Annotated in this window: 28 protein-coding genes; 27 read left to right on the top strand and 1 reads right to left on the bottom strand. The window is 46.8% G+C overall.

What is annotated here, in order from left to right; translation table 11 throughout:
• The first annotated feature begins 14 nt into the window (after positions 1-14).
• The 16 genes from RRU94_RS15125 (at position 15) to RRU94_RS15200 (ending at position 13,460) form a co-directional block, all read left to right on the top strand.
• On the top strand, positions 15-785 hold the full coding sequence (locus tag RRU94_RS15125; protein ID WP_315695372.1) for a CheR family methyltransferase: 771 nt from the start codon (positions 15-17) through the stop codon (positions 783-785).
• Between the two features lie 150 nt (positions 786-935).
• Positions 936-2,111 carry a chorismate synthase gene (gene aroC, locus RRU94_RS15130; RefSeq protein WP_315695374.1) on the top strand — a complete coding sequence of 392 codons (1,176 nt, stop codon included), beginning with the start codon at positions 936-938 and terminating at the stop codon, positions 2,109-2,111.
• Complete coding sequence (aroB, locus tag RRU94_RS15135; RefSeq protein ID WP_315695376.1) at positions 2,111-3,208, top strand: 3-dehydroquinate synthase; 1,098 nt, start codon at positions 2,111-2,113, stop codon at positions 3,206-3,208. The genes aroC and aroB overlap by 1 nt, the downstream gene beginning before the upstream one ends.
• Complete coding sequence (aroH, locus tag RRU94_RS15140; protein WP_315695378.1) at positions 3,202-3,573, top strand: chorismate mutase; 372 nt, start codon at positions 3,202-3,204, stop codon at positions 3,571-3,573. Before aroB ends, aroH begins: the two co-directional genes overlap by 7 nt.
• 14 nt (positions 3,574-3,587) lie before the next feature.
• Positions 3,588-4,685 (top strand): histidinol-phosphate transaminase, encoded by a 1,098-nt coding sequence (gene hisC / locus RRU94_RS15145; protein ID WP_315695380.1) that lies wholly within the window; start codon positions 3,588-3,590, stop codon positions 4,683-4,685.
• Positions 4,686-4,699: 14 nt separating this feature from the next.
• Positions 4,700-5,803 (top strand): prephenate dehydrogenase, encoded by a 1,104-nt coding sequence (locus tag RRU94_RS15150; RefSeq protein ID WP_315695382.1) that lies wholly within the window; start codon positions 4,700-4,702, stop codon positions 5,801-5,803.
• A gap of 15 nt (positions 5,804-5,818) precedes the next feature.
• On the top strand, positions 5,819-7,108 hold the full coding sequence (aroA, locus tag RRU94_RS15155; RefSeq protein WP_315695384.1) for a 3-phosphoshikimate 1-carboxyvinyltransferase: 1,290 nt from the start codon (positions 5,819-5,821) through the stop codon (positions 7,106-7,108).
• A 146-nt stretch (positions 7,109-7,254) separates the two neighbouring features.
• Complete coding sequence (locus RRU94_RS15160) at positions 7,255-8,523, top strand: tetratricopeptide repeat protein (RefSeq protein ID WP_315695386.1); 1,269 nt, start codon at positions 7,255-7,257, stop codon at positions 8,521-8,523.
• Positions 8,524-8,544: 21 nt separating this feature from the next.
• Positions 8,545-9,108 (top strand): ReoY family proteolytic degradation factor, encoded by a 564-nt coding sequence (locus tag RRU94_RS15165; protein WP_315695388.1) that lies wholly within the window; start codon positions 8,545-8,547, stop codon positions 9,106-9,108.
• A gap of 73 nt (positions 9,109-9,181) precedes the next feature.
• Complete coding sequence (locus RRU94_RS15170; protein WP_315695390.1) at positions 9,182-9,634, top strand: YpiF family protein; 453 nt, start codon at positions 9,182-9,184, stop codon at positions 9,632-9,634.
• A 153-nt stretch (positions 9,635-9,787) separates the two neighbouring features.
• Positions 9,788-10,291, top strand: coding sequence for a Rieske (2Fe-2S) protein (locus RRU94_RS15175; RefSeq protein WP_251270913.1), 504 nt, complete (start codon positions 9,788-9,790; stop codon positions 10,289-10,291).
• A 13-nt stretch (positions 10,292-10,304) separates the two neighbouring features.
• Positions 10,305-10,979: a menaquinol-cytochrome c reductase cytochrome b subunit gene (gene qcrB, locus RRU94_RS15180; RefSeq protein WP_046173709.1), complete on the top strand. Its 675-nt coding sequence runs from the start codon at positions 10,305-10,307 to the stop codon at positions 10,977-10,979.
• Positions 10,980-11,024: 45 nt separating this feature from the next.
• A complete protein-coding gene (locus RRU94_RS15185; RefSeq protein WP_315695395.1) occupies positions 11,025-11,792 on the top strand; it encodes a menaquinol-cytochrome c reductase cytochrome b/c subunit in 768 nt (255 codons plus the stop codon).
• Between the two features lie 56 nt (positions 11,793-11,848).
• Positions 11,849-12,433 (top strand): lipoprotein heptaprenylglyceryl N-acetyltransferase LhaT, encoded by a 585-nt coding sequence (locus tag RRU94_RS15190; RefSeq protein ID WP_396120264.1) that lies wholly within the window; start codon positions 11,849-11,851, stop codon positions 12,431-12,433.
• A gap of 66 nt (positions 12,434-12,499) precedes the next feature.
• Positions 12,500-12,706: a sporulation protein YpjB gene (locus RRU94_RS15195; RefSeq protein ID WP_315695397.1), complete on the top strand. Its 207-nt coding sequence runs from the start codon at positions 12,500-12,502 to the stop codon at positions 12,704-12,706.
• 73 nt (positions 12,707-12,779) lie between these two features.
• A complete protein-coding gene (locus tag RRU94_RS15200) occupies positions 12,780-13,460 on the top strand; it encodes a zinc metallopeptidase (RefSeq protein WP_251270910.1) in 681 nt (226 codons plus the stop codon).
• Positions 13,461-13,667: 207 nt separating this feature from the next.
• Here the strand turns inward: RRU94_RS15200 and RRU94_RS15205 are convergent, their stop codons facing one another.
• Positions 13,668-14,540, bottom strand: coding sequence for a YitT family protein (locus RRU94_RS15205; RefSeq protein WP_315695399.1), 873 nt, complete (start codon positions 14,538-14,540; stop codon positions 13,668-13,670).
• Positions 14,541-14,635: 95 nt separating this feature from the next.
• On the opposite strand from RRU94_RS15205, the gene RRU94_RS15210 reads away from it, so the two are divergent.
• The 11 genes from RRU94_RS15210 to RRU94_RS15260 all read left to right on the top strand — a co-directional run bounded on the left by RRU94_RS15210 (position 14,636) and on the right by RRU94_RS15260 (position 25,509).
• On the top strand, positions 14,636-14,968 hold the full coding sequence (locus RRU94_RS15210; protein ID WP_315695401.1) for a nucleotide pyrophosphohydrolase: 333 nt from the start codon (positions 14,636-14,638) through the stop codon (positions 14,966-14,968).
• Between the two features lie 2 nt (positions 14,969-14,970).
• The gene (dapB, locus tag RRU94_RS15215; RefSeq protein WP_315695403.1) at positions 14,971-15,768 is read left to right on the top strand and encodes a 4-hydroxy-tetrahydrodipicolinate reductase; all 798 of its coding nucleotides are present in this window, start codon (positions 14,971-14,973) and stop codon (positions 15,766-15,768) included.
• 12 nt (positions 15,769-15,780) lie between these two features.
• Positions 15,781-16,158 carry a methylglyoxal synthase gene (locus tag RRU94_RS15220; RefSeq protein WP_242233627.1) on the top strand — a complete coding sequence of 126 codons (378 nt, stop codon included), beginning with the start codon at positions 15,781-15,783 and terminating at the stop codon, positions 16,156-16,158.
• 17 nt (positions 16,159-16,175) lie between these two features.
• A complete protein-coding gene (gene bshA / locus RRU94_RS15225) occupies positions 16,176-17,318 on the top strand; it encodes an N-acetyl-alpha-D-glucosaminyl L-malate synthase BshA (RefSeq protein ID WP_315695407.1) in 1,143 nt (380 codons plus the stop codon).
• Complete coding sequence (locus RRU94_RS15230) at positions 17,311-18,507, top strand: CCA tRNA nucleotidyltransferase (RefSeq protein ID WP_315695409.1); 1,197 nt, start codon at positions 17,311-17,313, stop codon at positions 18,505-18,507. Before bshA ends, RRU94_RS15230 begins: the two co-directional genes overlap by 8 nt.
• Entirely contained in the window at positions 18,492-19,466 is a 975-nt protein-coding gene (locus RRU94_RS15235; protein WP_315695411.1) for a biotin--[acetyl-CoA-carboxylase] ligase, read from the top strand. The genes RRU94_RS15230 and RRU94_RS15235 overlap by 16 nt, the downstream gene beginning before the upstream one ends.
• Positions 19,467-19,704: 238 nt before the next feature.
• Positions 19,705-20,541, top strand: coding sequence for a 3-methyl-2-oxobutanoate hydroxymethyltransferase (panB, locus tag RRU94_RS15240; protein WP_315695413.1), 837 nt, complete (start codon positions 19,705-19,707; stop codon positions 20,539-20,541).
• Entirely contained in the window at positions 20,541-21,413 is an 873-nt protein-coding gene (gene panC, locus RRU94_RS15245; protein ID WP_315695415.1) for a pantoate--beta-alanine ligase, read from the top strand. Before panB ends, panC begins: the two co-directional genes overlap by 1 nt.
• Positions 21,398-21,781: an aspartate 1-decarboxylase gene (gene panD, locus RRU94_RS15250; RefSeq protein ID WP_315695417.1), complete on the top strand. Its 384-nt coding sequence runs from the start codon at positions 21,398-21,400 to the stop codon at positions 21,779-21,781. Before panC ends, panD begins: the two co-directional genes overlap by 16 nt.
• A gap of 701 nt (positions 21,782-22,482) precedes the next feature.
• A complete protein-coding gene (gene dinG, locus RRU94_RS15255; RefSeq protein ID WP_315695418.1) occupies positions 22,483-25,287 on the top strand; it encodes an ATP-dependent DNA helicase DinG in 2,805 nt (934 codons plus the stop codon).
• Between the two features lie 51 nt (positions 25,288-25,338).
• Complete coding sequence (locus RRU94_RS15260) at positions 25,339-25,509, top strand: YpmA family protein (protein WP_242233636.1); 171 nt, start codon at positions 25,339-25,341, stop codon at positions 25,507-25,509.
• Positions 25,510-25,525 lie beyond the last annotated feature (16 nt).

Below are 25,525 nucleotides of genomic sequence, written 5' to 3' on the forward strand. Positions count from 1 at the left end.
GAAGGATGAGCACAATGGGGGATTACGAACAGTTTGTCGGCTCGATTAAGCGAAAAACAGGCATTGACCTTGGTTTATATAAAGAAGCACAAATGAAAAGAAGACTGACGTCTTTATACGAAAAAAAGGGGTATCCATCCTTTTCTACGTTTTTTGACGCATTAAATTCAAATCAAACGATGATGAATGAATTTTTAGACCGGATGACCATCAATGTGTCAGAATTTTATAGGAATGGCAAGCGGTGGGAAGTATTAGAGAAAAAAATTCTGCCGCGGCTGCTCAAGGAAAACAAGCGGCTGAAAGTATGGAGTGCGGCATGCTCTACAGGAGAGGAGCCCTATACGCTTTCTATGATTTTGTCCGCTTATATGCCGCTTGCCTCCGTGTCTGTTCAGGCGACAGATCTTGACGTAAATGTGATTCAAAAAGCAAAGCTGGGTCTTTATCCGGAACGGTCGCTCGCTGAACTGCCGGAACCTATGAAGAGGAAGTATTTTCGGCAGGAAGGTGCTTTTTATAAAATTTCTGATGATATTAAACGGACGGTCACGTTTAAAAAACAAAATCTTTTGTCGGATCGATTTGAAAGCAGCTTCGACTTGATCGTCTGCCGGAATGTGATGATTTATTTTACAGAAGAAGCAAAAGATGAGCTGTACCGGAAATTTAATGCAGCACTTCGGCCTGGCGGTGTCCTGTTTGTCGGAAGCACGGAACAAATATTTAATCCGGAGCGGTACGGTTTTCAGGTAGAAGATACCTTTTTTTATAAAAAAGTATAAAGCCGGCATGCCGGCTTTTTTAAATTTGTCTCCATGCAGCGCAGAAATTGTGATAAAATTCTCAAAAACAGTCGTTTCGGCTGTTCCAATGAATTTTAAATATGATATAGTAGTACATAACCGCTTTAACGTATTGAAGGGAGCAGGAGAATGAGATATTTAACAGCTGGAGAATCACATGGACCACAATTAACAACGATTATCGAGGGGCTTCCGGCCGGCATGGAGCTTCTTGCAGAAGACATCAACCATGATTTGCTTCGCCGCCAGAAAGGGCATGGGCGCGGCCGCCGCATGCAGATAGAAAAAGATTTAGTAGCGGTCAAATCAGGCGTCCGCCACGGATATACACTTGGCTCGCCTGTCACGCTGGTTGTGGAAAATGATGATTGGAAGCACTGGACGAAAATCATGGGAATTGAACCACTTGAAAACGAGGAAGCAGCGGAGGAGATCAAGCGGAAAATTACACGCCCTCGTCCTGGACATGCAGATTTAAATGGCGGTATCAAATACGGTCATCGGGATATGCGGAATGTATTGGAACGCTCATCTGCCCGTGAAACAACTGTACGTGTAGCCGCAGGGGCAGCAGCGAAAAAGCTGTTAAAACTACTCGGTGTAGAAATTGCCTCACACGTTGTGGAAATTGGTGGTATTCGTGCTGAAAATGTACAATTTGAAACGATTGCTGAACTGCAGGAGCGCAGTGAAGCATCATCTGTCCGCTGCCTGGATGAAGAAGCAGCAGCAAAAATGATTGAAGCGATTGATAACGCGAAGAAAAACGGTGACTCAATCGGCGGTGTTGTGGAAGTGATTGCAGAAGGAATGCCGATCGGAGTTGGGAGCTATGTTCACTATGACCGCAAGCTTGATGCGAAGGTCGCAGCCGCGATTGTCAGCATTAACGCATTCAAAGGGGTAGAAATTGGCATTGGCTTTGAAGCAGCACGCAAATTCGGCAGCGAAGTGCATGACGAGATTGCCTGGAGTGAGCAGCAGGGATTTTACCGGAAAACAAACCGTCTGGGCGGCTTTGAAGGCGGTATGACAAACGGGATGCCGGTCGTTGTCCGCGGGGTTATGAAGCCAATTCCAACCCTGTACAAGCCGCTTGAAAGTGTTGATATCGATACAAAAGAGCCATTTACAGCAAGCATTGAGCGTTCAGATGCCTGCGCTGTTCCTGCAGCGGCGGTTGTGGCAGAAGCAGCGGTTGCCTGGGAGCTGGCTAACGCTATTTTAGAACAGTTTAACAGTGATCGGATGGATCATTTAATCCGCCAGGTAAAGGAACATGAAGCGTACACAAGGGAGTTTTAATGATGAACCGTGTACTTGTTGAAACGACTCATAAAACCTACCCAGTCATCATTGGGGAAGGAGCGGTACAGGAAATCAGCCGCGTTATTCTTGATATGCCCAAAGCACCAACCCGCTTGTTTGTCATTGCCGATGAAGCCGTTTATGCGCTTCACGGCGAGGCACTGCGGGACGCACTGCCGTCTTCGATTGCAACAGACTGGCATTTCGTTCCGGCAGGCGAATCAGCCAAGTCCTTTTCTGTTTTCGAACAATGCTTAACCGCTATGCTTGAAGCAGCGCTTGACCGCCGCTCGCTTGTGATCGCATTTGGCGGAGGCGCCTGCGGCGACCTGGCAGGTTTTTGCGCGGCGAGTTATATGCGCGGTATTCCATTTATTCAAGTTCCGACAACGATATTGGCGCATGACAGTGCTGTCGGAGGCAAAACGGCCATCAATCATCCACTCGGCAAAAATATGATTGGCGCGTTTCATCAGCCGGAGGCGGTGGTGTATGACACAGCTTTCTTAAAGTCGCTTTCTGAGAAGGAAACGAGAAGCGGTTTTGCGGAAGTGATCAAGCATGCCCTTATTGCGGACCCATCACTGCTTGAAAACATTCAGCAGTCGGTGAAAAGCGCGGAAGATATAAAAGGCTCTTTTTTAGAGCATTGTCTGCAAAGAGGAATCGAAATTAAAAGTGCAATCGTAAAAGAAGATGAAAAAGAAACGGGCGTCCGGGCTTTTTTAAACTTTGGCCATACATACGGACATGCGGTAGAGGCGCTGTCCGGCTACGGAAAAACAGCGCACGGCGAGGCGGTTGCCTGCGGCATGATTTTTGCCCTTTATGCTTCACAGTTTAAAAATGACCTTTCCTTCGATACCAGTTCGTTTGCGGCATGGCTGAAGCGAGCGGGATATCCGGTAAAAGCCGGTACAGTTTTTTCGTTTGAAGACATTTACGCTGTGATGGCCCGCGACAAAAAAGCATACGGCGGCACGGTCCGATTTGTTTTGCTGAATGAAGTAGGCAAGCCGTACGTAACAGAAATGACAAAAGAAGAGCTTCAGCATATTGACGAGCACTTTCGAAAGGAGTCCGACACATGGTAAGAGGAATCCGTGGAGCCATTACGGTGTCAGCAAATGATAGCCGTTTAATGGAAGAAGCGACGAAATGTCTCATGGAAGAGATGATTGCACAAAATAACATTGATCCGGAAACCGTCTGCTCGGCGTTTTTATCTGCTACCAATGATTTAGATGCCATGTTTCCAGCCAAGGTACTGCGCGAGCAGAACGGGTGGGAATACGTTCCGGTTATGTGCATGCAGGAGCTGGCGATCAAAGGCGGTTTAGAACGCTGCATTCGAATTATGATGCACGTGAACACAGATGTGGCGCAAAAAGATATTCAGCACGTTTATTTAGAAGGAGCGTCCGTCCTGCGTCCGGACTTGCAGCAATCAACAAACTGAAGGAGCGGAAAAAAATGAAATGGAAAGAACAAATACTCACATTAAAAGCATATCAGCCCGGCCGTACAACGGATGAAGTAAAAAAAGCGTATGGCCTGCAGGACGTTGTCAAGCTTGCATCCAATGAAAACCCATTTGGCTCATCAGAACGAGTAACGAAAAGTATCCGTGAATATGCCGACTCATTTGCCATTTATCCGGATGGCTATACAACGAGTCTTCGCAAGGAGCTTGCTTCTTTCTTAAACGTAAGCGAAAAGCAGCTGATTTTCGGAAATGGCTCGGATGAAATTATTTTAATGCTTTCCCGTGCTATGCTTGAGCCCGGAAAAAACACGGTTATGCCAACGCCTTCATTTCCGCAGTATCGCCATAATGCCATTGTAGAAGGTGCCGAAATACGGGAAGTAGAGCTTGTGAATGGTGCACACGATTTGGACAAAATGGCTCAAGCCATTGATGAAAATACAGCTATTGTCTGGCTCTGCAGCCCGAACAATCCAACAGGTGTCCACATTACGGATGTACAGCTTCGCGGATTTTTAGACCGGGTTCCTGAAGGCGTTTTGATTGTGCTTGATGAAGCGTACTACGAATATGTAACAGCGTCTGATTACTATGATGCGCTTGAAATTATTAAAGAATATAAAAATGTGATTGTGCTGCGCACGTTTTCTAAAGTATACGGCTTAGCTGCTTTCCGTGTCGGCTATGGAATTGCAGACGAATCGCTTATCGCACAGCTTGATCCAGTTCGTGAACCGTTTAATGTGAATTCGGTCGGACAAGTGGCAGCAGCAGCGGCTCTGTCGGATCAATCGTTTATTGAACAGTGCCGTACAGCAAACAAAGAAGGCTTAGAGCAGTTTTATGCGTTCTGCCGTGAAAATAATCTTGCGTTTCATCCATCAGAAGCAAACTTTATTTTGATCGATTTCAACTGTGACAGCAACGAGCTGTTTGAATACTTAATGTCAAAAGGATATATTGTCCGCTCAGGCGCTGCTCTTGGCATTCCGGGAACGGTGCGGGTTACAGTGGGATCAAAAGAACAAAACGAAGGTGTTATCGAGGCGATGAAAAGCTTTTTGGCTGAAACTGTAAAAAGATAGAAGGTGATGCGCCGATGAGAGGAAATGTTTTTATTGCCGGTCTTGGCTTAATTGGCGGATCTCTTGCAAAAGCGATAAAAAAAGCCCATGAGCAGGCTCATATTATCGGATTTGATGTTCGAGAATCCGAACTGGGCCTTGCCGAAGCACTTAACATTATAGATGAAAAGGCTTCTTCGTTTGAAGAAGGAGCCAAACGAGCGGATTTAATTATTTTAGCGGTACCGGTTTTAAAAACGGAGGAAATGATTGAGATCCTCGCTGGACTCCCGCTAAAAGAAGGCGTGCTGGTAACGGATACAGGCAGTACAAAGAGCCGTATCATGGAGCAGGCCAAGCTTCTTGAAGAAAAAGAAGTTGTGTTTATTGGCGGCCACCCGATGGCAGGTTCTCATAAAAGCGGGGTCGCTGCTTCAAAAGAGCTGTTATTTGAAAATGCTTTTTACCTGCTGACGCCAGGGGGCGCCGCGAAAGAAAAACACGTTGCGATTTTAAGAAAATGGCTGGAAGGCACGCGGGCAAACATTTTAGAAGTAACAGCCCAAGAGCACGATAAAATGACAGGTGTAATCAGCCATTTTCCGCATATTATTGCCGCCTCGCTTGTGCACCAGGCTCAAAAATTCAATGAAGACAATCCGTTGATTGAGCGGCTGGCTGCCGGCGGTTTCCGGGATATTACCCGCATTGCTTCCTCAAACCCGGAAATGTGGAGGGATATTTCACTTCACAATAAAGAAATGCTCATCTCGTTATTAACCAATTGGCGTGATGAGATGGACGGGGTTTTATCTCTTTTGGAAACAGAAAATGGAGAAAAGCTCTACCATTATTTTAGCGACGCGAAAAAATTTCGGGATGGCCTTCCGACTGCTTCAAAAGGAGCTATTCCTGCTTTCTATGAAATGTACGTAGATGTGCCGGATTATCCAGGCGTCATCTCTGAATTAACAGGCTATCTGGCGGATGAGCGTATCAGCATTACCAACATTCGGATTGTCGAAACACGTGAAGATGTGTTCGGTGTTTTGGTGATCAGCTTTCAAAGCGAAAGGGACCGCCTTCGCGCCAAGCAGTGCATTGAGCAGAAAACAACATATGATTTATTCTTAGCATAAGAGAGGGTCCAAAACATGAAACTGACGTTTACTAATCCGTCTCTTGGCGGGCGTATAGAAGTGCCGGGTGACAAGTCTATTTCTCACCGTTCCATTATGTTCGGAGCGCTCGCAGAAGGAAGAACAGCAGTCCGCCACTTTTTAAAAGGGGAAGATTGCTTAAGCACGATTGACTGCTTCCGCAAGCTTGGCGTACAAATCGAGGAAACAGATGAAGAAATCATTGTCCACGGAAAAGGGTGGGAAGGGCTGCAGGAGCCGTCTGCCATCCTAGACACAGGAAATTCAGGGACAACCACACGGTTAATGCTTGGTATTTTAGCCGGACGCCCATTCCATTCTGTGATGATTGGGGATGAGTCGATCGGCAAACGTCCAATGGACCGGGTAACAGTGCCTCTTGCAAACATGGGTGCGGATATCGCCGGACGCGACAATGGGCGTTTCACGCCGCTTTCCATTCGCGGCCGTAAGTTGAATACAGCCGAGTACCGCCTGCCAGTGGCGAGTGCACAGGTAAAATCGGCCGTTATTTTTGCAGCGCTCCAGGCAGATGGAGAATCGGTTATCATTGAACCGGAAGCCACACGCGATCATACCGAAAAAATGATCGAGCAGTTTGGCGGCCAGATCCGCCGGGAGGGTGACCGGATTATTGTAAGTGGCGGCCAGACATTCCAGGGAACAGATGTGTATGTACCGGGGGATATTTCATCAGCTGCCTTTTTTATGGTAGCAGCAGCCATTACGCCGAATAGCGAAGTCGTGCTCGAAAATACCGGCTTGAACGAAACAAGAACGGGAATCATTGATGTAATGAAGCAGATGGGTGCAGATATAACGATTGAGAAAACGACGGAATCAGGTGAAGAAATGGGCACCATTACCGTGAGAACGTCTCAATTAAAAGGAATCGAAATCGGCGGCTCTATTATTCCGCGGCTGATTGATGAAATTCCGATTATTGCCCTGCTTGCGACGCAGGCGGAAGGCGAAACGGTGATTCGAGATGCGGAAGAATTAAAAGTGAAAGAAACAAACCGTATTGACACCGTTGTAAATGAGCTGAAAAAGCTTAGAGCAGACATTGAAGCAACCGAGGATGGAATGATTATTCGCGGAAAGTCTTCGCTTCATGGCGGATCCGTTTCTTCACACGGAGATCATCGAATCGGTATGGTTATGGCCATTGCCTCTCTGCTGACAGATGGTGCTGTAGAGCTTGAGAACCATGAAGCCATTGCCGTTTCATATCCCGAATTTTTCGATCATTTAAATACACTGGTTAAAGGAGCGTCCTCTTAATGAGGGCGTTTTTCTGTTTTGGAAAGAAGGAATATAGCGGTCAAAGTAGAATACATGAAGTACAAACCAAAAAGTTGCCCGATTGACCATCTTTGATTAAAATAAGGAATTAAGAAACGAAGACGGAGAAAGAAGAGGCGGTAAACATGAACAATGCGGAAAATATGATCGCACACCTGGAAAAGGGAGATATGGCAGGTGCATCTGCCCTATATGAAAAGGTGCTCGCCTCTAGTGATGCAGAAGAACAATTTATGCTGGGGGAGCAGCTGCTCCAGCTTGGCTTTTTAGATGAAGCAAGGCAGCTGTTTGAAGAGCTGCTGCGTTCTTTTCCGGGAGAAGGAGAGCTTTCGCTGCTTTTGGCAGAGACGCTTGTAGAACTTGACCGTGAAGAAGAAGCGATGCTTATTCTAGACGAAATTGATGATAGTGACCCATTTTATACGCGATCACTGCTCGTGCTGGCCGATTTATATCAAATGCAGGGTCTGTATGAAGTCAGCGAGCAAAAGCTCCTGCAGGCACAACAGGCAGAACCGGACGAGCCTGTTATTAAGCTTGCACTTGGAGAGCTGTATTTAGAAGAAGGCAAGTTTTTAGAAGCCATCCGGCAGTACAAGGAACTTGAAGAAGCGGGCGTGGAGGAGATTGCCGGCATTTCGATTCAAAAGCGCCTGGCAGAAGCATACAGTGCCGGCGGTGCTTTTGAAGAAAGCCTGCCTCACTTCGAGCAGGCCCTTGATGATAAAATAGATATTGATACGTTGTTTATGTATGGTTTTACCGCTTTTCAAGCAGGCCAATACAAAACGGCCGCAGCGAAGCTGACAGAAGCAGCAGAGCTTGACCCTGATTATCATTCTGTTTACTTGTACTTAGCACGCGCGCATGAAATGGAAGAAGATTTAGAAGCGGCCCTTGAAGCGGCCCGCTCTGGAATTGCGCGGGATGCGTATCAAAAAGAATTGTTTTTGCTTGCAGGAAAGCTGGCTTTAAAACGGGGCCTTGAAGAAGAAGGGGAGGCTCATCTTCGTGAGTCCCTCGCCCTGGACCCGGAATATACAGAGGCTGCCCTCGCACTGAATGCATTGCTGATGAAAAAGGAAGAATACGAAGGAGTGCTTGAAATTGCTTCGGTCTTCCGCGAAGCGGGCAGTGCAGAGCCTTTGCTGCTGTGGGATGCGGCTAGAGCTGCAGAGCGGCTGGAGGAGTACAAAGAAGCGGCAGAACTATATGAATACCTTTATCCGATTTTAAATGAAAATACAGAGTTTCTGGCCGAGTACGGCTATTTCTTGCTTGAGGACGGACATCGCCAGCAGGCGCTTTCTATTTTCCAAAAGTTAATGAAAGAGGAGCCGCTTAATGAGGAATGGTCAGAACTTGTAGAACGCTTAAATACAGATACCTATTAAAAAGGCAGAGGAGTGATGATGATGACTGCTCCGGTTTCCGTTCATGAGAAAAAGGATTTTATCCGCTGGTTTTTAAATCATTATCAGCTAAAGCGCAGAGAATCTGTCTGGATTTTAAACTATTTAATGAGCCATGACCAGCTTATGGAACATGTGCATTTTGTGGATGACGCCCAGTACTGTCCAAGAGGCATGATTATGTCATCCCATTGTGTGGACAGCGCACCGTTTCGCTTTTTTAAAGACAATATTATGACAACAGATGCAGAAAAGTCTTTTCATGATATTCGTTTAAATAAAGATGAAGATATCTTTATCGAATTAAAATTCAAAGATGCCCACTTGTCGCATCAATATGCGGCTGTACGGGTCGAAAATCCGTTTATGCCAAAACGGGTTCGGCTGACGGAAAAAGAAAAAGAGCTGGCCGAGCAATTTTTAAAATGGAGCGTGTACGATTTTCAGCGCGACCGCTTAAAAGAACAGATTGATGAGGCGCTCGACCGTGGAGACAAAGAAACCTTTTTCCGGCTGACCGGCCAGCTCAATGAATTATTGGAACATACAAACGCATCCGACTGCTGACCGGATGCGTTTTTCCATAGCCTTGTATTTACAACCGGAAGAAAAGCACTATATGATAAAAGAGGGTGATAAAATGAATTGGAATGGGAAAGATGCTGCACTCGTTGAGCAGCAAAAAAACTACATTGATACGGTTCTTATACCGCTTGTTCCGCTGGATTTTGGAACAGAGTTCAGGCAGTCAGCTGAGCAATATGAATTTATTGGACTGCTGGCTGATTTTCTTGAACGTCAGTTTAAAGGAAGGGTCGTTGTAACACCGCCGTACGCTTATGTATCGGAGATGGCAGGTAACGCTGCTCTTTGGTCAGAAAGAGCACGCTCAGCAGCGTTTAAGCACGTTTTTTTTCTAACAGCAGATTCCATGTGGCGTACGAGGGAAAATGAACTGGGCGGCTCAGTCATTTTGGTTCCGTCTGTTCCCCTTGGTGACATGGAGGAGTCAGTTAAGCACTCGCTCATCTCCCACCAGGCAAAACAGCTTATTCAGACGGTTGTAGAGAAATGGCAGGATAATATTGAATAATTCAGAAAAATTTCACAATAAAAAAGCGTTTTCATCCCGAGGTTATTGACCTGCTATCCGGTATAGATTATCATAATAATGTCCTAGTTTATATTTATGTTCATATATTAGTCCACAACGGGCGACGCAAAGTGTATAAGGGGGAGGGAAAGTATGGGGAAACAACCTGTATCAAGACGTCAGTTTCTGAATTACACTCTCACTGGTGTAGGCGGTTTCATGGCGGCAGGTATGCTCATGCCGATGGTTCGTTTTGCGGTTGATCCGGTGCTTAAAGGGGAAGCGGCCGGCGATTTTCATCCTACACAACAAAAGGTAGCTGATTTAACAGATGTACCGGTACGCGTTGACTTTTCTTATGAGCAGACTGACGCATGGTATACATCGGAAGTCACAAGTACGGCCTGGGTTTACAAAAACGATAAAAACGAGGTTGTTGCATTGTCTCCAATATGCAAGCATCTTGGCTGCACGGTAAGCTGGGAAGGAAGCGGTCACAAAGACAAGTTTTTCTGTCCTTGCCATAACGGCATGTATGAAAAAAACGGAAAAAATGTCCCGAATACACCGCCGTTGAGACCGCTTGATGTCTATCCAACTGCGGAAAAAGACGGGCTCCTTCAGCTTGGCAAACCACAGGCAAACAATATCGTGTAGGGAGGCGTACAATATGCTCAATAAAATTTATGACTGGGTGGATGAACGTCTTGATATTACGCCGATGTGGCGCGATATTGCAGACCATGAAGTACCTGAGCACGTGAATCCGGCTCATCACTTCTCGGCATTTGTTTACTGCTTTGGCGGCTTGACGTTTTTTGTTACCGTCATTCAAATTCTGTCGGGAATGTTTTTAACCATGTACTATGTGCCGGATATTAAAAATGCATGGGAATCGGTTTACTATCTTCAAAATGAAGTCGCTTTTGGCGTTATTGTACGCGGTATGCATCACTGGGGTGCAAGTCTTGTTATTGTCATGATGTTTTTACATACACTGCGCGTTTTCTTCCAGGGGGCTTACAAAAAACCGCGTGAGTTAAACTGGATTGTCGGTGTTTTAATTTTCTTTGTGATGCTGGGTCTCGGTTTTACTGGATATTTGCTGCCTTGGGATATGAAAGCACTTTTTGCTACCAAGGTAGGCATTGAAATTGCCGCTTCCACGCCGCTGATCGGTCATGAATTAAAAGTGCTGCTTGCCGGCCACCCCGATATTGTCGGTGCACAAACACTCACACGCTTTTTTGCCATTCATGTCTTTTTCCTGCCGGCTGCTTTGCTTGGCTTAATGGGTGCCCACTTTATCATGATCCGCAAGCAGGGGATTTCCGGTCCATTATAAAATCGGCCTTGCCCATTTCAGTCCAATTCAAAGGAGGGGAACGCAATGCATCGTGGAAAAGGAATGAAGTTTGTCGGAGACTCGCGGGTTCCTGCTGAACGAAAACCGAATATTCCGAAAGATTATTCAGAATATCCAGGCAAAACCGAGGCTTTCTGGCCGAACTTCCTTTTGAAAGAGTGGATGGTCGGTTCGGTGTTTTTAATAGGCTATTTATGCTTGACCATCGCTCACCCATCACCGCTTGAGCGTGTTGCAGATCCGACAGATACCGGCTACCTGCCGCTGCCAGACTGGTACTTCTTGTTTTTATACCAGCTTTTAAAATACTCGTACGCATCCGGACCTTATAACGTTATTGGTGCTTTTATTATTCCAGGTCTTGCCTTTGGCGGGCTTATGCTGGCACCGTTTATTGACCGCGGTCCAAAGCGCCGGCCCATTGATCGCCCGTTTGCAACTGGCTTTATGCTTCTCTCTCTCGCTGCGGTCATTTTCCTAACTTGGGAAGCTGTAAATGCAGTAGACTGGAAAGCAAGGGAAGCGCAGGGGGCGATTGTAGAAGAAGCCGCTATCGACACAAACTCTGATGGGTTTAAAATTTATCAGGAAAATGGCTGTATCAACTGTCACGGTGATACATTGTCAGGAGGATCGGCGGCACCGTCTCTTGTCGGCACCGGGCTAACGGCGGAAGAAGTCGCCGATATCGCGAAAAATGGGAAAGGTTCCATGCCGCCGGGAATGTATAAAGGAAATGAAGAAGACTTAAAGAAGCTGTCTGAATTTATTTCTACACTAGAAGCAAAATAAAACGAAATGAACGGGACTGTCCGGCTCGATGGGCAGTCCTTTTTTTCCATGGAGGCATATATATGCTGTTTTTTCTTTTATCAAACCGCTCGTTTATGTGGGTGCTTTTTATCATTAATTTACTTGGAACAATTTACGGATACATATGGTACATGCCTCAGTTAGAGCAGACAGATCCTGTTTTTCTTCCGTTCGTGCCTGACAGTCCGACTGCGAGCTTGTTTTTTACCATCGCTTTATTTGGCCTTTTGATTGGCCGGAACTGGGGGCTTATGCAGGCGCTCGCTGTTATGACCTTATTTAAATACGGAATATGGGCCGTTGTGATGAATGGGCTGACGCTCTTTGTTACAGGAGATCTCTCCTGGCTTGGCTGGATGCTGGTCGCCTCACATTTGGGCATGGCTGTCCAGGGACTGCTTTATGCACCATTTTTTCGGGTCCAGCCGATTCACCTGATTGTGGCTGCGGTCTGGACTGTGCATAACGAAATGATTGATTATGTTTTTATGCAGTATCCTGTGTATTCACAGCTTGATTTATACATTCAAGAAATTGGTTATTTTACATTTTGGCTCAGCCTGCTCTCTATTTTCATCACATGGTGGGTGTGTGTACGTTCAAAGCGATTAATGTGGTGAGAAACGGCATCATTCCTTCATCTCCGCGCATATACTGAAAAAAGCAGATGGGCGGGGGGATGGAGAATGGACAAAGTTATCGCATTTATCTGGAGTTTCCTTCTCATATTTGTACCAGTCAGCGGAGCAGAAGAAATGAATCCTGAGAAAAAAGAAGACCTGATTCACGTTACTGCGCTCACGGGCGGGGTTATCATGGCAGCGCTCATATACACAGGCAGAAAAAAGTACAAAGGTATGAAAGAAGAAAGGAAAAACGAGCATAATCTTTGACTCCCGGGGGTATAAATCGTTAAAATAAAGATAAGACAAAATACGACAACATAACGGAGGTAGAGGGAGTTAGATGATTTGGATCATTTATTTTATCCTGTTGATTTTGCTGCCGCTCTGGGCGCAATTTAAGGTGAAAAGCACGTATAATAAGTATTCAAAAGTAGCCGTTTCAACAGGAATTACTGGTGCAGAAGCAGCACGCCGCATCTTGGACGATAATGGTCTGCAGCATGTAAAAGTAGTGGAATCACGCGGGTTTTTAAGTGACCATTACAATCCAATTACAAAAACAGTGAACCTGTCACCGAATAACTTTCACGGTCATTCTATTGCTGGAGCGGCTGTCGCGGCTCATGAGGTGGGACACGCTATTCAGGACAAAGTCGGCTATGCGTTTCTTCGCTTCCGCCACGCGCTTGTTCCAATTGCGAATTTCAGCTCAAATATGTCATGGATTTTCATTATGATTGGCATTTTTGCCAGCGCTACAAATATGCTCCTGCTCGGGATTATTTTAATGGCTGCTGGTGTCCTATTTCAAGTTATCACACTGCCGGTAGAGTTTAATGCATCAAACCGGGCCATGGACCAAATTGTTGCTTCTGGCATTATCCGCAACAATGAGGAACGCGAAGCACGCAAAGTGTTAAATGCGGCTGCCATGACTTATGTAGCAGCGGCTGCTGTAGCCGTTCTAGAGCTGCTTCGCCTCGTACTAATGTACACGGGAATGGCTCAAAACGACGATTAATAAAAAAGCACCGGAATTTTCCGGTGCTTTGAGAGTGTAGACAAAGTAAGAAAGCAGGCTGATTGAAAACGTCTGACTTTCCAGGAACGCCGCCGGCTGGGAAGCGGAGTGACCTTTTTGGGGTCATGAGCATTCACAGCTGGCAAGTGACGCCGAAAGCGGGCGTTTGTCAACAGCCTGAAGCACCGGGAATTTTCCCGGTGCTTTTTAACGTTCAATCGGCTGTTTGTTTTCATCAAGAGTAAAGCCTTCTCCGAATACATCATGCACAACTGTCACCGAAACAAATGCGTGCGGATCCACCGCATGAATAATATTCTTCAGCCGGACGATTTCATTTCGGCCCACCACGCAGTATAAAACATCGCGTTCCTGCTTTGTGAAAGAGCCATATCCTTTTAAAATCGTCACTCCGCGCTCCATTCGTTTGTTAATTTCGTCCGCAATTTCTTCATGAGCAGAAGAGATAATCATCGCGCCGCGTGCCGCGTATGCTCCTTCCTGCATAAAGTCAATGACGCGTGCTGCAACAAAAACGGCAACGAGCGTGTACATCGCTTCCCGGTAATTGATGTATGTTAAAAAAGAAGCCGTGATCACGACTGCATCAAATAAAAACATGGTTTTGCCCATGCTTACCTGCCAATATTTATGTACAAGCCGCGCAATAATATCGACGCCTCCTGTTGTGCCTCCGTACCGAAACGTAATCCCAAGGCCCGCGCCGATAAAAACCCCTGCAAACAGCGCGGCAAGAAACAGGTCATCCCGAAGTGGAATGTGAAATTGCCAGTTTTGAAAGATCGATAAAAAGAAGGAAACGCTGAAGGTGCCAATCAGCGTATAATAAAAAGAGACACGGCCGAGCAGTTTCCACCCAATCAAAAAAATGGGAATGTTAAGAAGTATATTCGAGTAGGAAGGATCAATTTCAAATAAATTGTATAATAGCAGGGTAATGCCCGTAAAACCGCCCTCCGCTAAATTGTTCTGCATGTTAAAATGGACAAGCCCAAATGAAAAAATAGCTGAGCCAACCAAAATAAAAAATACATTTTTGGATTTAATGCCGTGTTTCATATACGTTCTCCTTTTTATTGTGATGAATAATAAGAAAAAATTGCACCTCCTCTATATAATATGTAACATATAAAAGAAAGAAAGTGGTGAAAAAAATGGATAAATCGATGCGTGATATGCAAAAAGAAGTAGACGGCTATATCGGCCAGTTTAAAGAGGGCTACTTCAGTCCGCTTGCGATGATGGCCCGCCTGACAGAAGAAATGGGCGAACTGGCCCGTGAAGTCAACCATTACTACGGAGAGAAGCCAAAGAAAACATCCGAAGAAGAAAAAACGATCGAGGAGGAACTCGGGGATGTTTTGTTTGTAGCCATCTGCCTGGCAAATTCGCTCGAGATTGATTTGCAGACCGCACACGACCGGGTCATGCACAAATTCCAGACAAGAGACAAAGACCGCTGGACCAAAATTGAGGAGGAAAAGTAAAAATGAGCAGTATTCGTGTTATTATCGCGGGCCCGCGCGGCCGCATGGGAATAGAAGCAGTTAAAATGGTGATGAATACACCAGAGTTTGAATTGGTGGCGGCCCTGGACCGAAAACATGCCGGGGAAACACTAGAGGATATCGGGTTTTCCGGCTCGAAAGCACCGATTTATACAGACGCAAAAGACTGCTTCTCAGAGCATCCAGCCGATGTATTGATTGATTTAACAACACCTGAATTCGGCTATGTACATACAAAAACAGCACTTGAGCACGGTATTCGTCCAGTGGTAGGGACAACGGGCTTTACCGATGAACAGCTGGAGGAACTAAAAGAGCTTTCTTCATCAAAAGAGCTTGGATGCATTATTGCCCCTAACTTTGCCATTGGCGCCGTTCTGATGATGAAGTTTTCCCAGATGGCAGCAAAGTACTTTAGCGACGTAGAAATCATCGAGCTTCACCACGATAAAAAGCTGGATGCACCGTCTGGTACAGCCGTGAAAACAGCGCACATGATCAGCGAAGTGCGTGAACCGAAACGCCAGGGACATCCAGAAGAAAAAGAAACAATTCCAGGAGCACGCGGTGCCGAAATGGACGGCATGCATATTCATAGTGTACGCCTGCCGGGCTTAATTGCACATCAGCAGGTGCTGTTTGGTGCGGATGGCGAGTCCTTAACAATCCGTCATGACTCTTACAACCGGGCATCCTTTATGTCTGGCGTAAAAGTATGCGTGGAAACGGTCATGAAAACAAAAACATTGGTGTATGGTCTCGAAAATATCTTGGATTAATGGGGGATTCTAATGAATATTGCACTGATTGCACATGATAAGAAAAAAGACGATTTGATCGAATTTGTAGACCTTCATAAAGAAGTGTTTGGTGCCCACACGCTTTTTGCAACAGGCACTACCGGCACGCGCGTAATGGAAAAAACAGGACTTGATGTGCACCGGTTTCAATCCGGGCCGCTTGGAGGCGACCAGGAAATCGGCGCCCGTATCGCACGGGGAGAAATGGATTTTGTTTTTTTCTTCCGCGATCCGCTTACGGCGCAGCCGCATGAGCCGGACGTGACCGCGCTTGTCCGTCTTTGTGATGTATATTCTGTTCCGCTTGCAACAAACCTTGGAACAGCACGCGTATTGATTGATGGTATTATTGAAGAACAGAGTGAATGATCGGCAGGAGAAAAAATATGGGATTAAACATTGGTATTACATGCTATCCATCTGTGGGCGGGTCAGGCGTCGTGGCAACGGAGCTTGGCAAGCTTCTGGCTGAGCAGGGGCATACCATTCATTTTATTACATCGGCTGTTCCGTTTCGGCTTGATCGGGTATACCCAAATATCTTTTTTCATCAAGTGGAAGTCAATCAATATTCGGTTTTTCAGTACCCGCCTTATGATATTGCCCTCGCAAGCAAAATGGCTGAGGTGATTGAGCGTGAAAAGCTTGATATTTTACACGTTCATTATGCCATCCCGCACGCAGTCTGCGCTATTCTAGGCAAGCAGATGGCCAAGTCGAACGTAAAAATCGTGACCACGCTGCATGGAACAGATATTACGGTGCTTGGCACAGATTCGGCACTGGCACCAGCCATTAAATTCGGTATTGAACAATCGGATGCGGTCACAGCTGTTTCTCACTCGCTTGTAAAGCAGACAAAAGAGATGATCGCGCCGGATAAGCATATTGAAACCGTGTACAACTTTATTGATGAGCGTGTATACCGCCCTGTTGAGACGGCCCGCCATTTAAGAAAAGAGTTTGGCATCAAAGATGATGAAAAAGTGGTGATTCACGTATCGAATTTCCGCGCCGTCAAACGAGTCACAGATGTAATAAAAGTATTTGCCAACATTGCTGAGCAAATGCCCGCAAAGCTTCTTCTTGTTGGAGATGGGCCGGAGATGACGGTTGTCTGCCGGCTGGCCGAATCACTTGGACTTGAAGGACAAGTGCTTTATCTTGGAAAGCAAAACAATTTAGCGGAATTATACACAATCAGCGATGTAAAGCTTCTTCTGTCAGAGAAAGAAAGCTTTGGACTCGTCGCTCTTGAGGCGATGGCATGCGGCGTGCCGTGTATCGGAACGAATGCAGGCGGCATTCCAGAAGTGATTGAGGACGGTGAAAACGGCTTTGTCCGTCCCATTGGTGACGTCGAAGCGATCAGCGAGGCTGCGATCGAATTGCTGACAAATGAAGCCTTATATGAACGGATGAAGCAGCGGTCAATGGAGACCGTTCAGGAGCAGTTTCATTCATCTGATATTGTAAAGCAATATGAACGTATTTATTACAGCTTGCTGGAGGAAGCCATTTATGATTGACCATCCTTTTTTTCGCCAGGCGCTGCCGGTTATTGCACGCCTGGAAGAAGCGGGCTTCGAAGCATTTTTTGTCGGCGGAGCGGTCCGGGACCTTTTTCTGGGCCGTCCTGTTCATGATGTCGATATTGCCACATCAGCAGTGCCGACTGAAGTAAAAGCAGTGTTTAAGAATACGGTCGATGTCGGTATTGATCATGGGACAATCCTCGTTTTGCATAACGGTATTGGATTCGAAGTGACCACCTTTCGGACTGAATCCGACTACACTGATTTCAGGAGGCCGGATCAGGTTCGGTTTGTCCGCTCCCTGTATGAAGATTTAAAACGCCGTGATTTTACGATGAATGCAATGGCGATGAATAAAAATGGCGAATGGATTGACCCCTTTGGCGGAAAAGAAGATATCCAAAGGAGAGTAATCCGGACTGTAGGCCGTGCAGGCGAACGTTTTTCAGAGGATGCCCTCCGAATGATGCGTGCTGCCCGGTTCGTAAGTCAGTTGTCTTTTCATTTGGATGACGATACGAAGGAAGCGATGACCGAGCATGCGCCGCTGCTCGGTCACATCGCCGTTGAGCGGAAGCTGAACGAAATGGATAAACTGTTTAGCGGGTGCGATAAGCGCCAGGCGGTGGCTGTATTAATTGAAACAGGACTTTATCAATTTTTGCCGGGGCTGGATAGACAAAAGCCCGCGCTTACCCGATTGGCAGGTCTTCCGATTGAAGGGCTGACAGTGGATCAGGTTTGGACAGCGGCAGCTTACTTGTGTGCGGAGGAAGATCCGGTTCCATTTTTAACACAATGGCGGCTTCCGCAAAAAAGAATTAAAAGCATCGGCCGAAGTGTTCGAACGTTAATTCAGTTTTTAGCGAAAGGCGTTACCGATTGGCAGCTTTTTCAAGGCGGGCTCCAGTCATCTGTTGACGCAGCGGCTGCAGGGTACGCGCTGACCGGTGGAAAAGAGCTGGATGGCGGCAGTGCAGCCAGCCGTTTTGAATCGCTTCCGATAAAAAGCCGTCACGATCTCGCCATTACAGGAAATGATTTGATCCAATGGGCGTCCAAGCCAAGGGGTCCATGGATAAAAGAAGTGCTTGAACGAACGGAGCGGGCTGTTATTGCACGCGACGTTCCAAACGAGCGAACGGAAATTGAAAGGTGGCTGCATGCATGCAATCTTCTGTAAAGCATAAGCTGCTCGAGGTGTTTTCAAAAGCAGACGGTGAGTTTGTATCCGGCCAGGCATTGGCAGATCACATTGGCTGTTCGCGAACCGCCGTCTGGAAGCATATTGAATCACTGCGGCAGGAAGGCTTTGAGCTTGAAGCAGTACGAAACAAAGGCTACCGTATTACAGGGAAGCCTGATAAAGTAAGTGAAAATGAATTGTTAATCGGTCTTCAAACGGACCAGCTCGGTAAACAAATTGTTTTTAAAGAAACAGTAGAATCTACGCAGAAAGAAGCACATAAAATCGCGGAAGAATCAGAGGAAGGAACGCTGGTCATTGCGGAAGAGCAAACATCAGGGCGCGGCCGCATGACCAGAGCGTGGCATTCTCCTAAGGGTACAGGAATTTGGATGAGCCTTATTTTAAAGCCAAACCTTCCGCCTGTGAAAGCGCCGCAGTTTACGTTGATTGCGGCTGTGGCCGTTGCTGAAGCCATTCAGGATGTAACCGGGCTGACGCCGGAAATCAAGTGGCCCAATGATCTTTTGATGAACGGGAAAAAAATAACCGGTATTTTAACAGAACTTCAAGCGGATGCTGACCGTATCCGTTCCATTATTATTGGGATTGGCATGAATGTAAACCAGCAGGCATTTCCGGCTGAGCTTGAAGACATTGCTACTTCACTCGCCATTGAAAAAGGAGAAACCATCTCCCGCGCTAAGCTTGTACAGGCTATCCTTAAAAATATGGAAATCTACTATAAAGAGTATGTGGAAAATGGGTTTGCCTCGATCAAACAAAAATGGGAATCGTTTGCCGTTTCGATTGGCCGTCATATTACGGCCCGAACCGTGAATGGCTCGATTCGAGGGAAGGCAATTGGGATTACAGAAGAAGGCGTATTAAAGCTGCAGGATGAAGAAGGCATCATTCACTCGATCTACTCAGCGGACATTGAAATTGAACGGTAGTCAAATGAGGGGATGCCTGTTATAATAATCGTGAACAAGGGCGGTATCATGCTTGAACTGCACCGCGTTCCGAAAGTGAAACGTATTTTATAACAAGACAAACACTGCCTTGATCCGAATGGACAGGGACAGAGGGTCGAAACATTATTCCGTTTACAGCGGGGTCCTTCTGCTTCTTTCCAGCAAAAGGACCCTTTTTTTATTGTTTCGTCTCCTCTGATCAAAAGGAGGAAACAGCGTGAAGCGAACAGCAGATTTTATTAAGATGAAAGCCGGTCAGGAAAAAATCGCGATGATTACAGCGTATGACTACCCGTCAGCCAAGCAGGCGGAAGCAGGCGGTTCAGACATTATTTTAGTCGGTGATTCTCTCGGCATGACCGTGCTTGGGTATGAATCCACGGTTTACGTGACAACTGAAGATATGGTTCATCATACAAAAGCTGTTAAGCGGGGCGCCCGCAATACATTTGTCGTAACAGATATGCCGTTTATGACTTACCACGTAAACAAAGAACAAACGTTAAATACAGCCCGTGCCATTATGCAGGACGGAGGCGCCGATGCCGTTAAACTTGAAGGGGCCGGCGAAGTGGTGGAGCGCGTCCGTGAATTAACGGCAGCCGGGGTGCCGGTATGTGCACATCTAGGGCTTACACCGCAGTCCGTCGGTGTACTCGGCGGCTATAAGGTACAGGGGAAAACAGCTGAAGCTGCGCAACAGCTGTTAGCCGATGCAAAGGCGATGGAGCAGGCCGGAGCGTTTATGCTGGTGCTTGAATGTGTACCGCATCAAGTAGCGCAGTCGGTTGCACAAGCGCTTCACATTCCGGTTATTGGTATTGGAGCGGGTGTGGAAACAGACGGGCAAGTGCTTGTGTATCATGACATCACGCGTTATGGAGTGGACCGGACAGCTAAGTTTGTGAAAAGTTATGCGGATTTTGACCAAGCCGGCATACAAGCTGTTTCTTCTTACGTAGCAGATGTGAAAGCAGGCGTATTTCCAGCCAAAGAGCATACCTTTACGATGAAGGAAGAAGAGCTGGATCGTTTGTACGGAGGCGTCCATTGATGAAAATTGTCCGTACGATCTCCGGTTTAAAAAAAGAAATACGGGCGGCTCAATCGGCCGGACAGTCCATTGGTTTTGTGCCTACGATGGGTTTTTTGCATGAAGGCCATCTGACGCTTGCCCGACAGGCACGCAGCCAAAATGACGTTGTGGTGATGTCTATTTTTGTCAACCCGCTTCAATTTGGGCCAAATGAAGATTTTGAGCGATATCCCCGTGATGAAGAACGGGATACACTGCTTGCAGGGGAAGTGGGCGTAGACCTTTTGTTTCTGCCGTCAGTAGAAGAAATGTATCCGGAAGAGCCGGCTGTGACGCTGACCGTTCATAAACGGACGAATGCGCTGTGCGGTCTTTCACGAGAAGGCCATTTTGACGGAGTGGCAACGGTAGTCATGAAGCTGTTCCATTTAACCGAAGCAGACCGTGCTTATTTTGGGAAAAAAGATGCCCAGCAGCTTGCTGTGATTCATGGCTTAGTGGATGCGCTGAACGTACCAATCGAAATTATTGGTGTGGATACTGTGAGAGAGCCGGACGGCCTCGCAAAAAGTTCACGGAATGTATACCTGCTTCCGGAAGAACGGGAAAAAGCGCCAGCCATCTATAAAGCGCTTCGGCTGATCAAGCAGTCCGTTGAAGCAGGAGAAACCGATATCGCTTCCTTAAAGCAAAAAGCGCGTTACGTACTGGAAGAAGAGACAGGAGCAGTGATCGATTACCTTGAGATTTTATCTTATCCTGCCCTTGAGCAGGTTGAGCAAGTAAACGAAACAATCATTGCAGCCGCAGCTGTGCAGTACAAGCAGGCGCGTTTAATTGATAATGTGATTTTACCAGTGAAAGGAAGTGCGCCATGTACCGCACAATGATGAACGGAAAAATCCACCGTGCAACGGTGACCGAGGCCAATTTAAACTATGTCGGCAGTATTACGATCGATGAGGATCTGCTTGATGCAGCAGGCATGCTGCCGAATGAGAAAGTGCAGATTGTCAACAACAATAACGGTGCACGTCTGGAAACATATATTATTCCAGGTAAGCGCGGCAGCGGCGTCGTTTGTTTAAACGGTGCAGCGGCGCGTCTTGTTCAGCCCGGTGATACCGTTATTATTATTTCTTATGTGCTAGTAGCGGAAGAAAAAGTAAAAGAGCACAAACCAAAAGTGCTGATTATGGACGCTGACAACCGGATTGCCGACATGCTTCATCAAGAACCAGCTTCCACCATTATGTAAGGATGTTGTCCGTTGGTTATCTAGCGGTCTCAGGCTGGCGACAAAGTCGTCAGTCTTTTTTTATGAATGTTTTCAACATCGAAACGGGCAGGAGACTTTTCGGAAAACATCGTTTCTTAAAAAGGGCCGATAGGGGAAGCCGGCCGGACTGCGCTTTCCGCGGGCAGTGCGGGAGCCTCCTCGGCTGCGCCTGTGGGGTCTCCTGACTCACTGTACTTCCCGCAGGAGTCTTCGTCCGGCCTGCTTCCCCATTTGTTTCGAAAAAGCAGCAAATACGGTATGTCCACATACGCTTTTAGCGCTTTGGTAATAGAGGTAAGTATATCTGTCAGGGTGTGTAGTACAGGCGGCGGGTGTGCGGCAAAGACTCCTAGGGGCTCAGCGCCTGCCCCATGGAAAGCGAAGCCGCGCGTCCGCCGCCTTATCGGCTCTCATCCCAACCGCCTGCACGCCTTGCATAAGAGAGAAACGAAAGAAATCCCTTGGCAATAGATTTTATTTGTCTACAATCTGGACCGCTGTTTATGCAGTGGTCTTTTTTTTCTCCAATTTGGCAAAGGTGCTTTTGTTCTGCCAACTTCTGTTGTTTTGGAGAAAAGCCGCCTGGCGGATGCTTTTGTTTGAATTGATACCGATAAGCAGGCACCTTTTGCTCTTCTTATGGTAAACTGATAAAGAATTTACTTAAAGGTGTGTTTGCCGTGATCAATGATATGCGATTTACCGTGGCAGATTTTGAAACAACGGGTCATTCTTACGCAAGCGGCGGCCGTATTATGCAGGCTGCTTTTGTTGCAGTTGAAAATGGCCGGATTGAAAGTCAGTTCAGCACGTATTTAAACCCGGAAATGCCGATTCCTCCTTTTATTCAGGAGTTGACTGGAATTGAGGATGAAGCGGTCCAGCAGGCGCCTTTTTTTCAGGAAGAAGCAGAGCGCTTTCGGGAATGGCTGGCCGATTCGGTTTTTGTGGCCCATAATGTTTTTTTTGACTTGCCTTTTTTAAACAGCGAACTGGAGGCGGCCGGTTATCCGCCTTTTACCGGTTCTTTTATTGATACAGTAGAGCTTGCAAAAATTGTCCTGCCTGTCTCGGACAGCTATAAACTGGGGGATTTATCCGATCAATTTCGTCTGAGCCATGGGCAGAAGCATCGAGCGGACAGTGATGCCCGCGCAACAGCGGAATTGTTTATTTACCTTGTCGACCGTCTGGAAGAGCTTCCGCTTGTCACAATTGAACAATTGCTGAAGCTGTCAACCGGGTTGAAAAGTGATATTCATTTGCTGCTGTCGCGTATCGCAGCGGAAAAAAAGCAGCGTGTAGAAATGCTGCCAGAGGAATGGACTGTGTACCGGGGACTTGCATTGCGCACAAAAAAACAGCCGGAAAAACGCAAAGCAGACGAGTCGATCTCGTTTCCTCAAACAGAGGAAGAAAAGTGGGAGCTGCTTGCAGGGGCTCCCGGCATGCAAAGACGTCACGGCCAGATGGAAATGATGGAGGCGGTGCAGCACTTTTTCCAAAACAAAGAGCATACTGTCATTGAAGCCGGAACCGGAACCGGCAAGTCGCTCGCGTATTTGCTGCCGGCTATTTATGAAAGCCGGCGAAGCGGCCGGCCGGTTGTTGTATCCACTTATACGGTTCTGCTGCAGCATCAGCTGCTTGAACGGGAGCTTGCAAAGCTTGAAATCCTTCTGCCTTTTCACGTAAAAGCCGCCGTACTAAAGGGAAAGCGCCACTATCTGGATCTGTCCCGCTTTGTTCGGTCGCTGCGTGAAAAAGAGCGGAATTATGACCGGATTATCACAAAAATGCAAATGCTTGTCTGGCTGCTTGAAACTGAAACCGGTGACGGCGATGAATTAAATTTATCTTCAGGCGGCGCCCTATTTTGGAAAGAAGTCTGCCAGGCAGACGATTATATGAATAAAGCAAAGCAGGCATGGAGAAAGCATGACTTTGCCCGGTATGCGAAGGAAGTAGCGGCCAGTGCAGATATTATTGTTACAAACCATTCCTTTTTAATTGCCGATATGAAGGCGGCAAAGCCGATTTTGGTGCCGGGGAGCTTTATTTTAATCGATGAAGCACACCGGTTCGAACGAGCGGCAAGAGAACGGCTTGGCCGGGAGCTTTCAGTAGCAGACTTAAAGTTTTTTATGGGGAAAATCGGTACAACGGAGGAAAGGCGGCTTCTGTATCATTTAAATCGAATTGAATCAAAGCGTCTTACAGAGCGGCCGGCGGAAAAAATAATGACTGCTGTATCCGCCGTTTTAACGGAGGCAGAAGAATGGCTTGGCGTTGTTTCTGCTTTTTTTGAACGGCAGACATCCCGCATAAACCATGCGAAGCGCCAGCTCGCCATCACGGAAAAAAGCCGGAATATGGCCGGCTGGCAGCAAATCGAGTATGGCGCTGAACGTTTATACAATAAGGTGTCCCGTTTAGTGGAAGTGGTAGAAGAGAAAGTCCTTCCAATTGAAGATATTCGCAAGCAGCTTTCCGCCCGGGATGAACTATATGTGGATGATGCCCTTTTGTTTTTAGACCGGTGCCGAAACTGGAATCAACAGCTGTTTGAACTCGTGTTTCGTCCTGATGAAGAAGAAGTAGTGTGGATCGAGGGCGATGTACGCTCACTGTCCAATACGCTGACCATGCGGACACAGCCCGTTCAGCCGGGTGCTCTTATTCAGTCATATTTATTGGAACGGCATCACGTCCTTTTTACTTCCGCTACGCTGACCGTTGAGCAGTCTTTCCAATTCTTTGCACGGGAAATGGGTCTGGAAGCTTTTTCATACCGGAAACACGTGATTCCTTCACCGTTTGATTATGCGAACCACTGCCGGATTGTCATTCCAAACGATGTGCCGGATGTGAAAGAAACCGATCAGGACACATACGCGCAGGCTGTGGCTGATTATATTATTGCGGCCGCAGAAACAGCAGGCGGACGCATGCTTGTTTTGTTTACTTCGTTTGATATTTTAAAGAAAACACACGATTTTATTCGGGAAACAGAGCTGCTGGCCGAATACGCGATTTTTGCACAGGGCATCACAGGCGGCAGTGTAACACGTCTGGCTAAAAATTTCCGCCAGTATGATAAATCAATTCTGCTTGGAACCGGCGCTCTGTGGGAAGGCATCGATATTCCGGGAGAGGATTTATCTGTTCTGTTTATCGTGCGTCTTCCATTTGCTCCGCCGGATGATCCTTTTGTCGAGGCGAAAAACGAGCAGCTGAAGCGGGAAGGGGAAAATGCATTTTCTGCCTACTCGCTTCCGCAGGCTGTCATCAGGTTCAGACAGGGATTTGGCAGGCTGATTCGCACGGAATCAGACCGGGGAGTAGCCGTCCTGTTTGATCGTCGTGTCCTATCAAGCCGCTATGGAAAAGCGTTTCTCCAATCGATTCCAGATGTTCCAGCGAAAGAGCTCGATATCACCGGCACAATGGAATTGATCGAAAAGTGGCTTCCAGGAGAAAAATAATTGTATGAAGGCTTATTATTCCTGCTATAATTTGAGCCAGGAGGGATTTTAATGGAGTCAAAGATCGAAGTACTTTCCACGGTGAAAGTAGAGAATAACGGCGATTTGTATAAGCTTGTCGATACGTTGAACCGGACGCTGAAGCGGGAGAACTTAATGTTCGGCCTTGCATTGGATGCGGAAGATCAAACAAAAGCTGTTTTTACAATTTACCGAACGTAATGAAGATGTGGTGAAT

This window comes from Domibacillus sp. DTU_2020_1001157_1_SI_ALB_TIR_016 (assembly GCF_032341995.1).
GTDB classification, from domain to species: Bacteria; Bacillota; Bacilli; order Bacillales; family Domibacillaceae; genus Domibacillus; species Domibacillus indicus_A.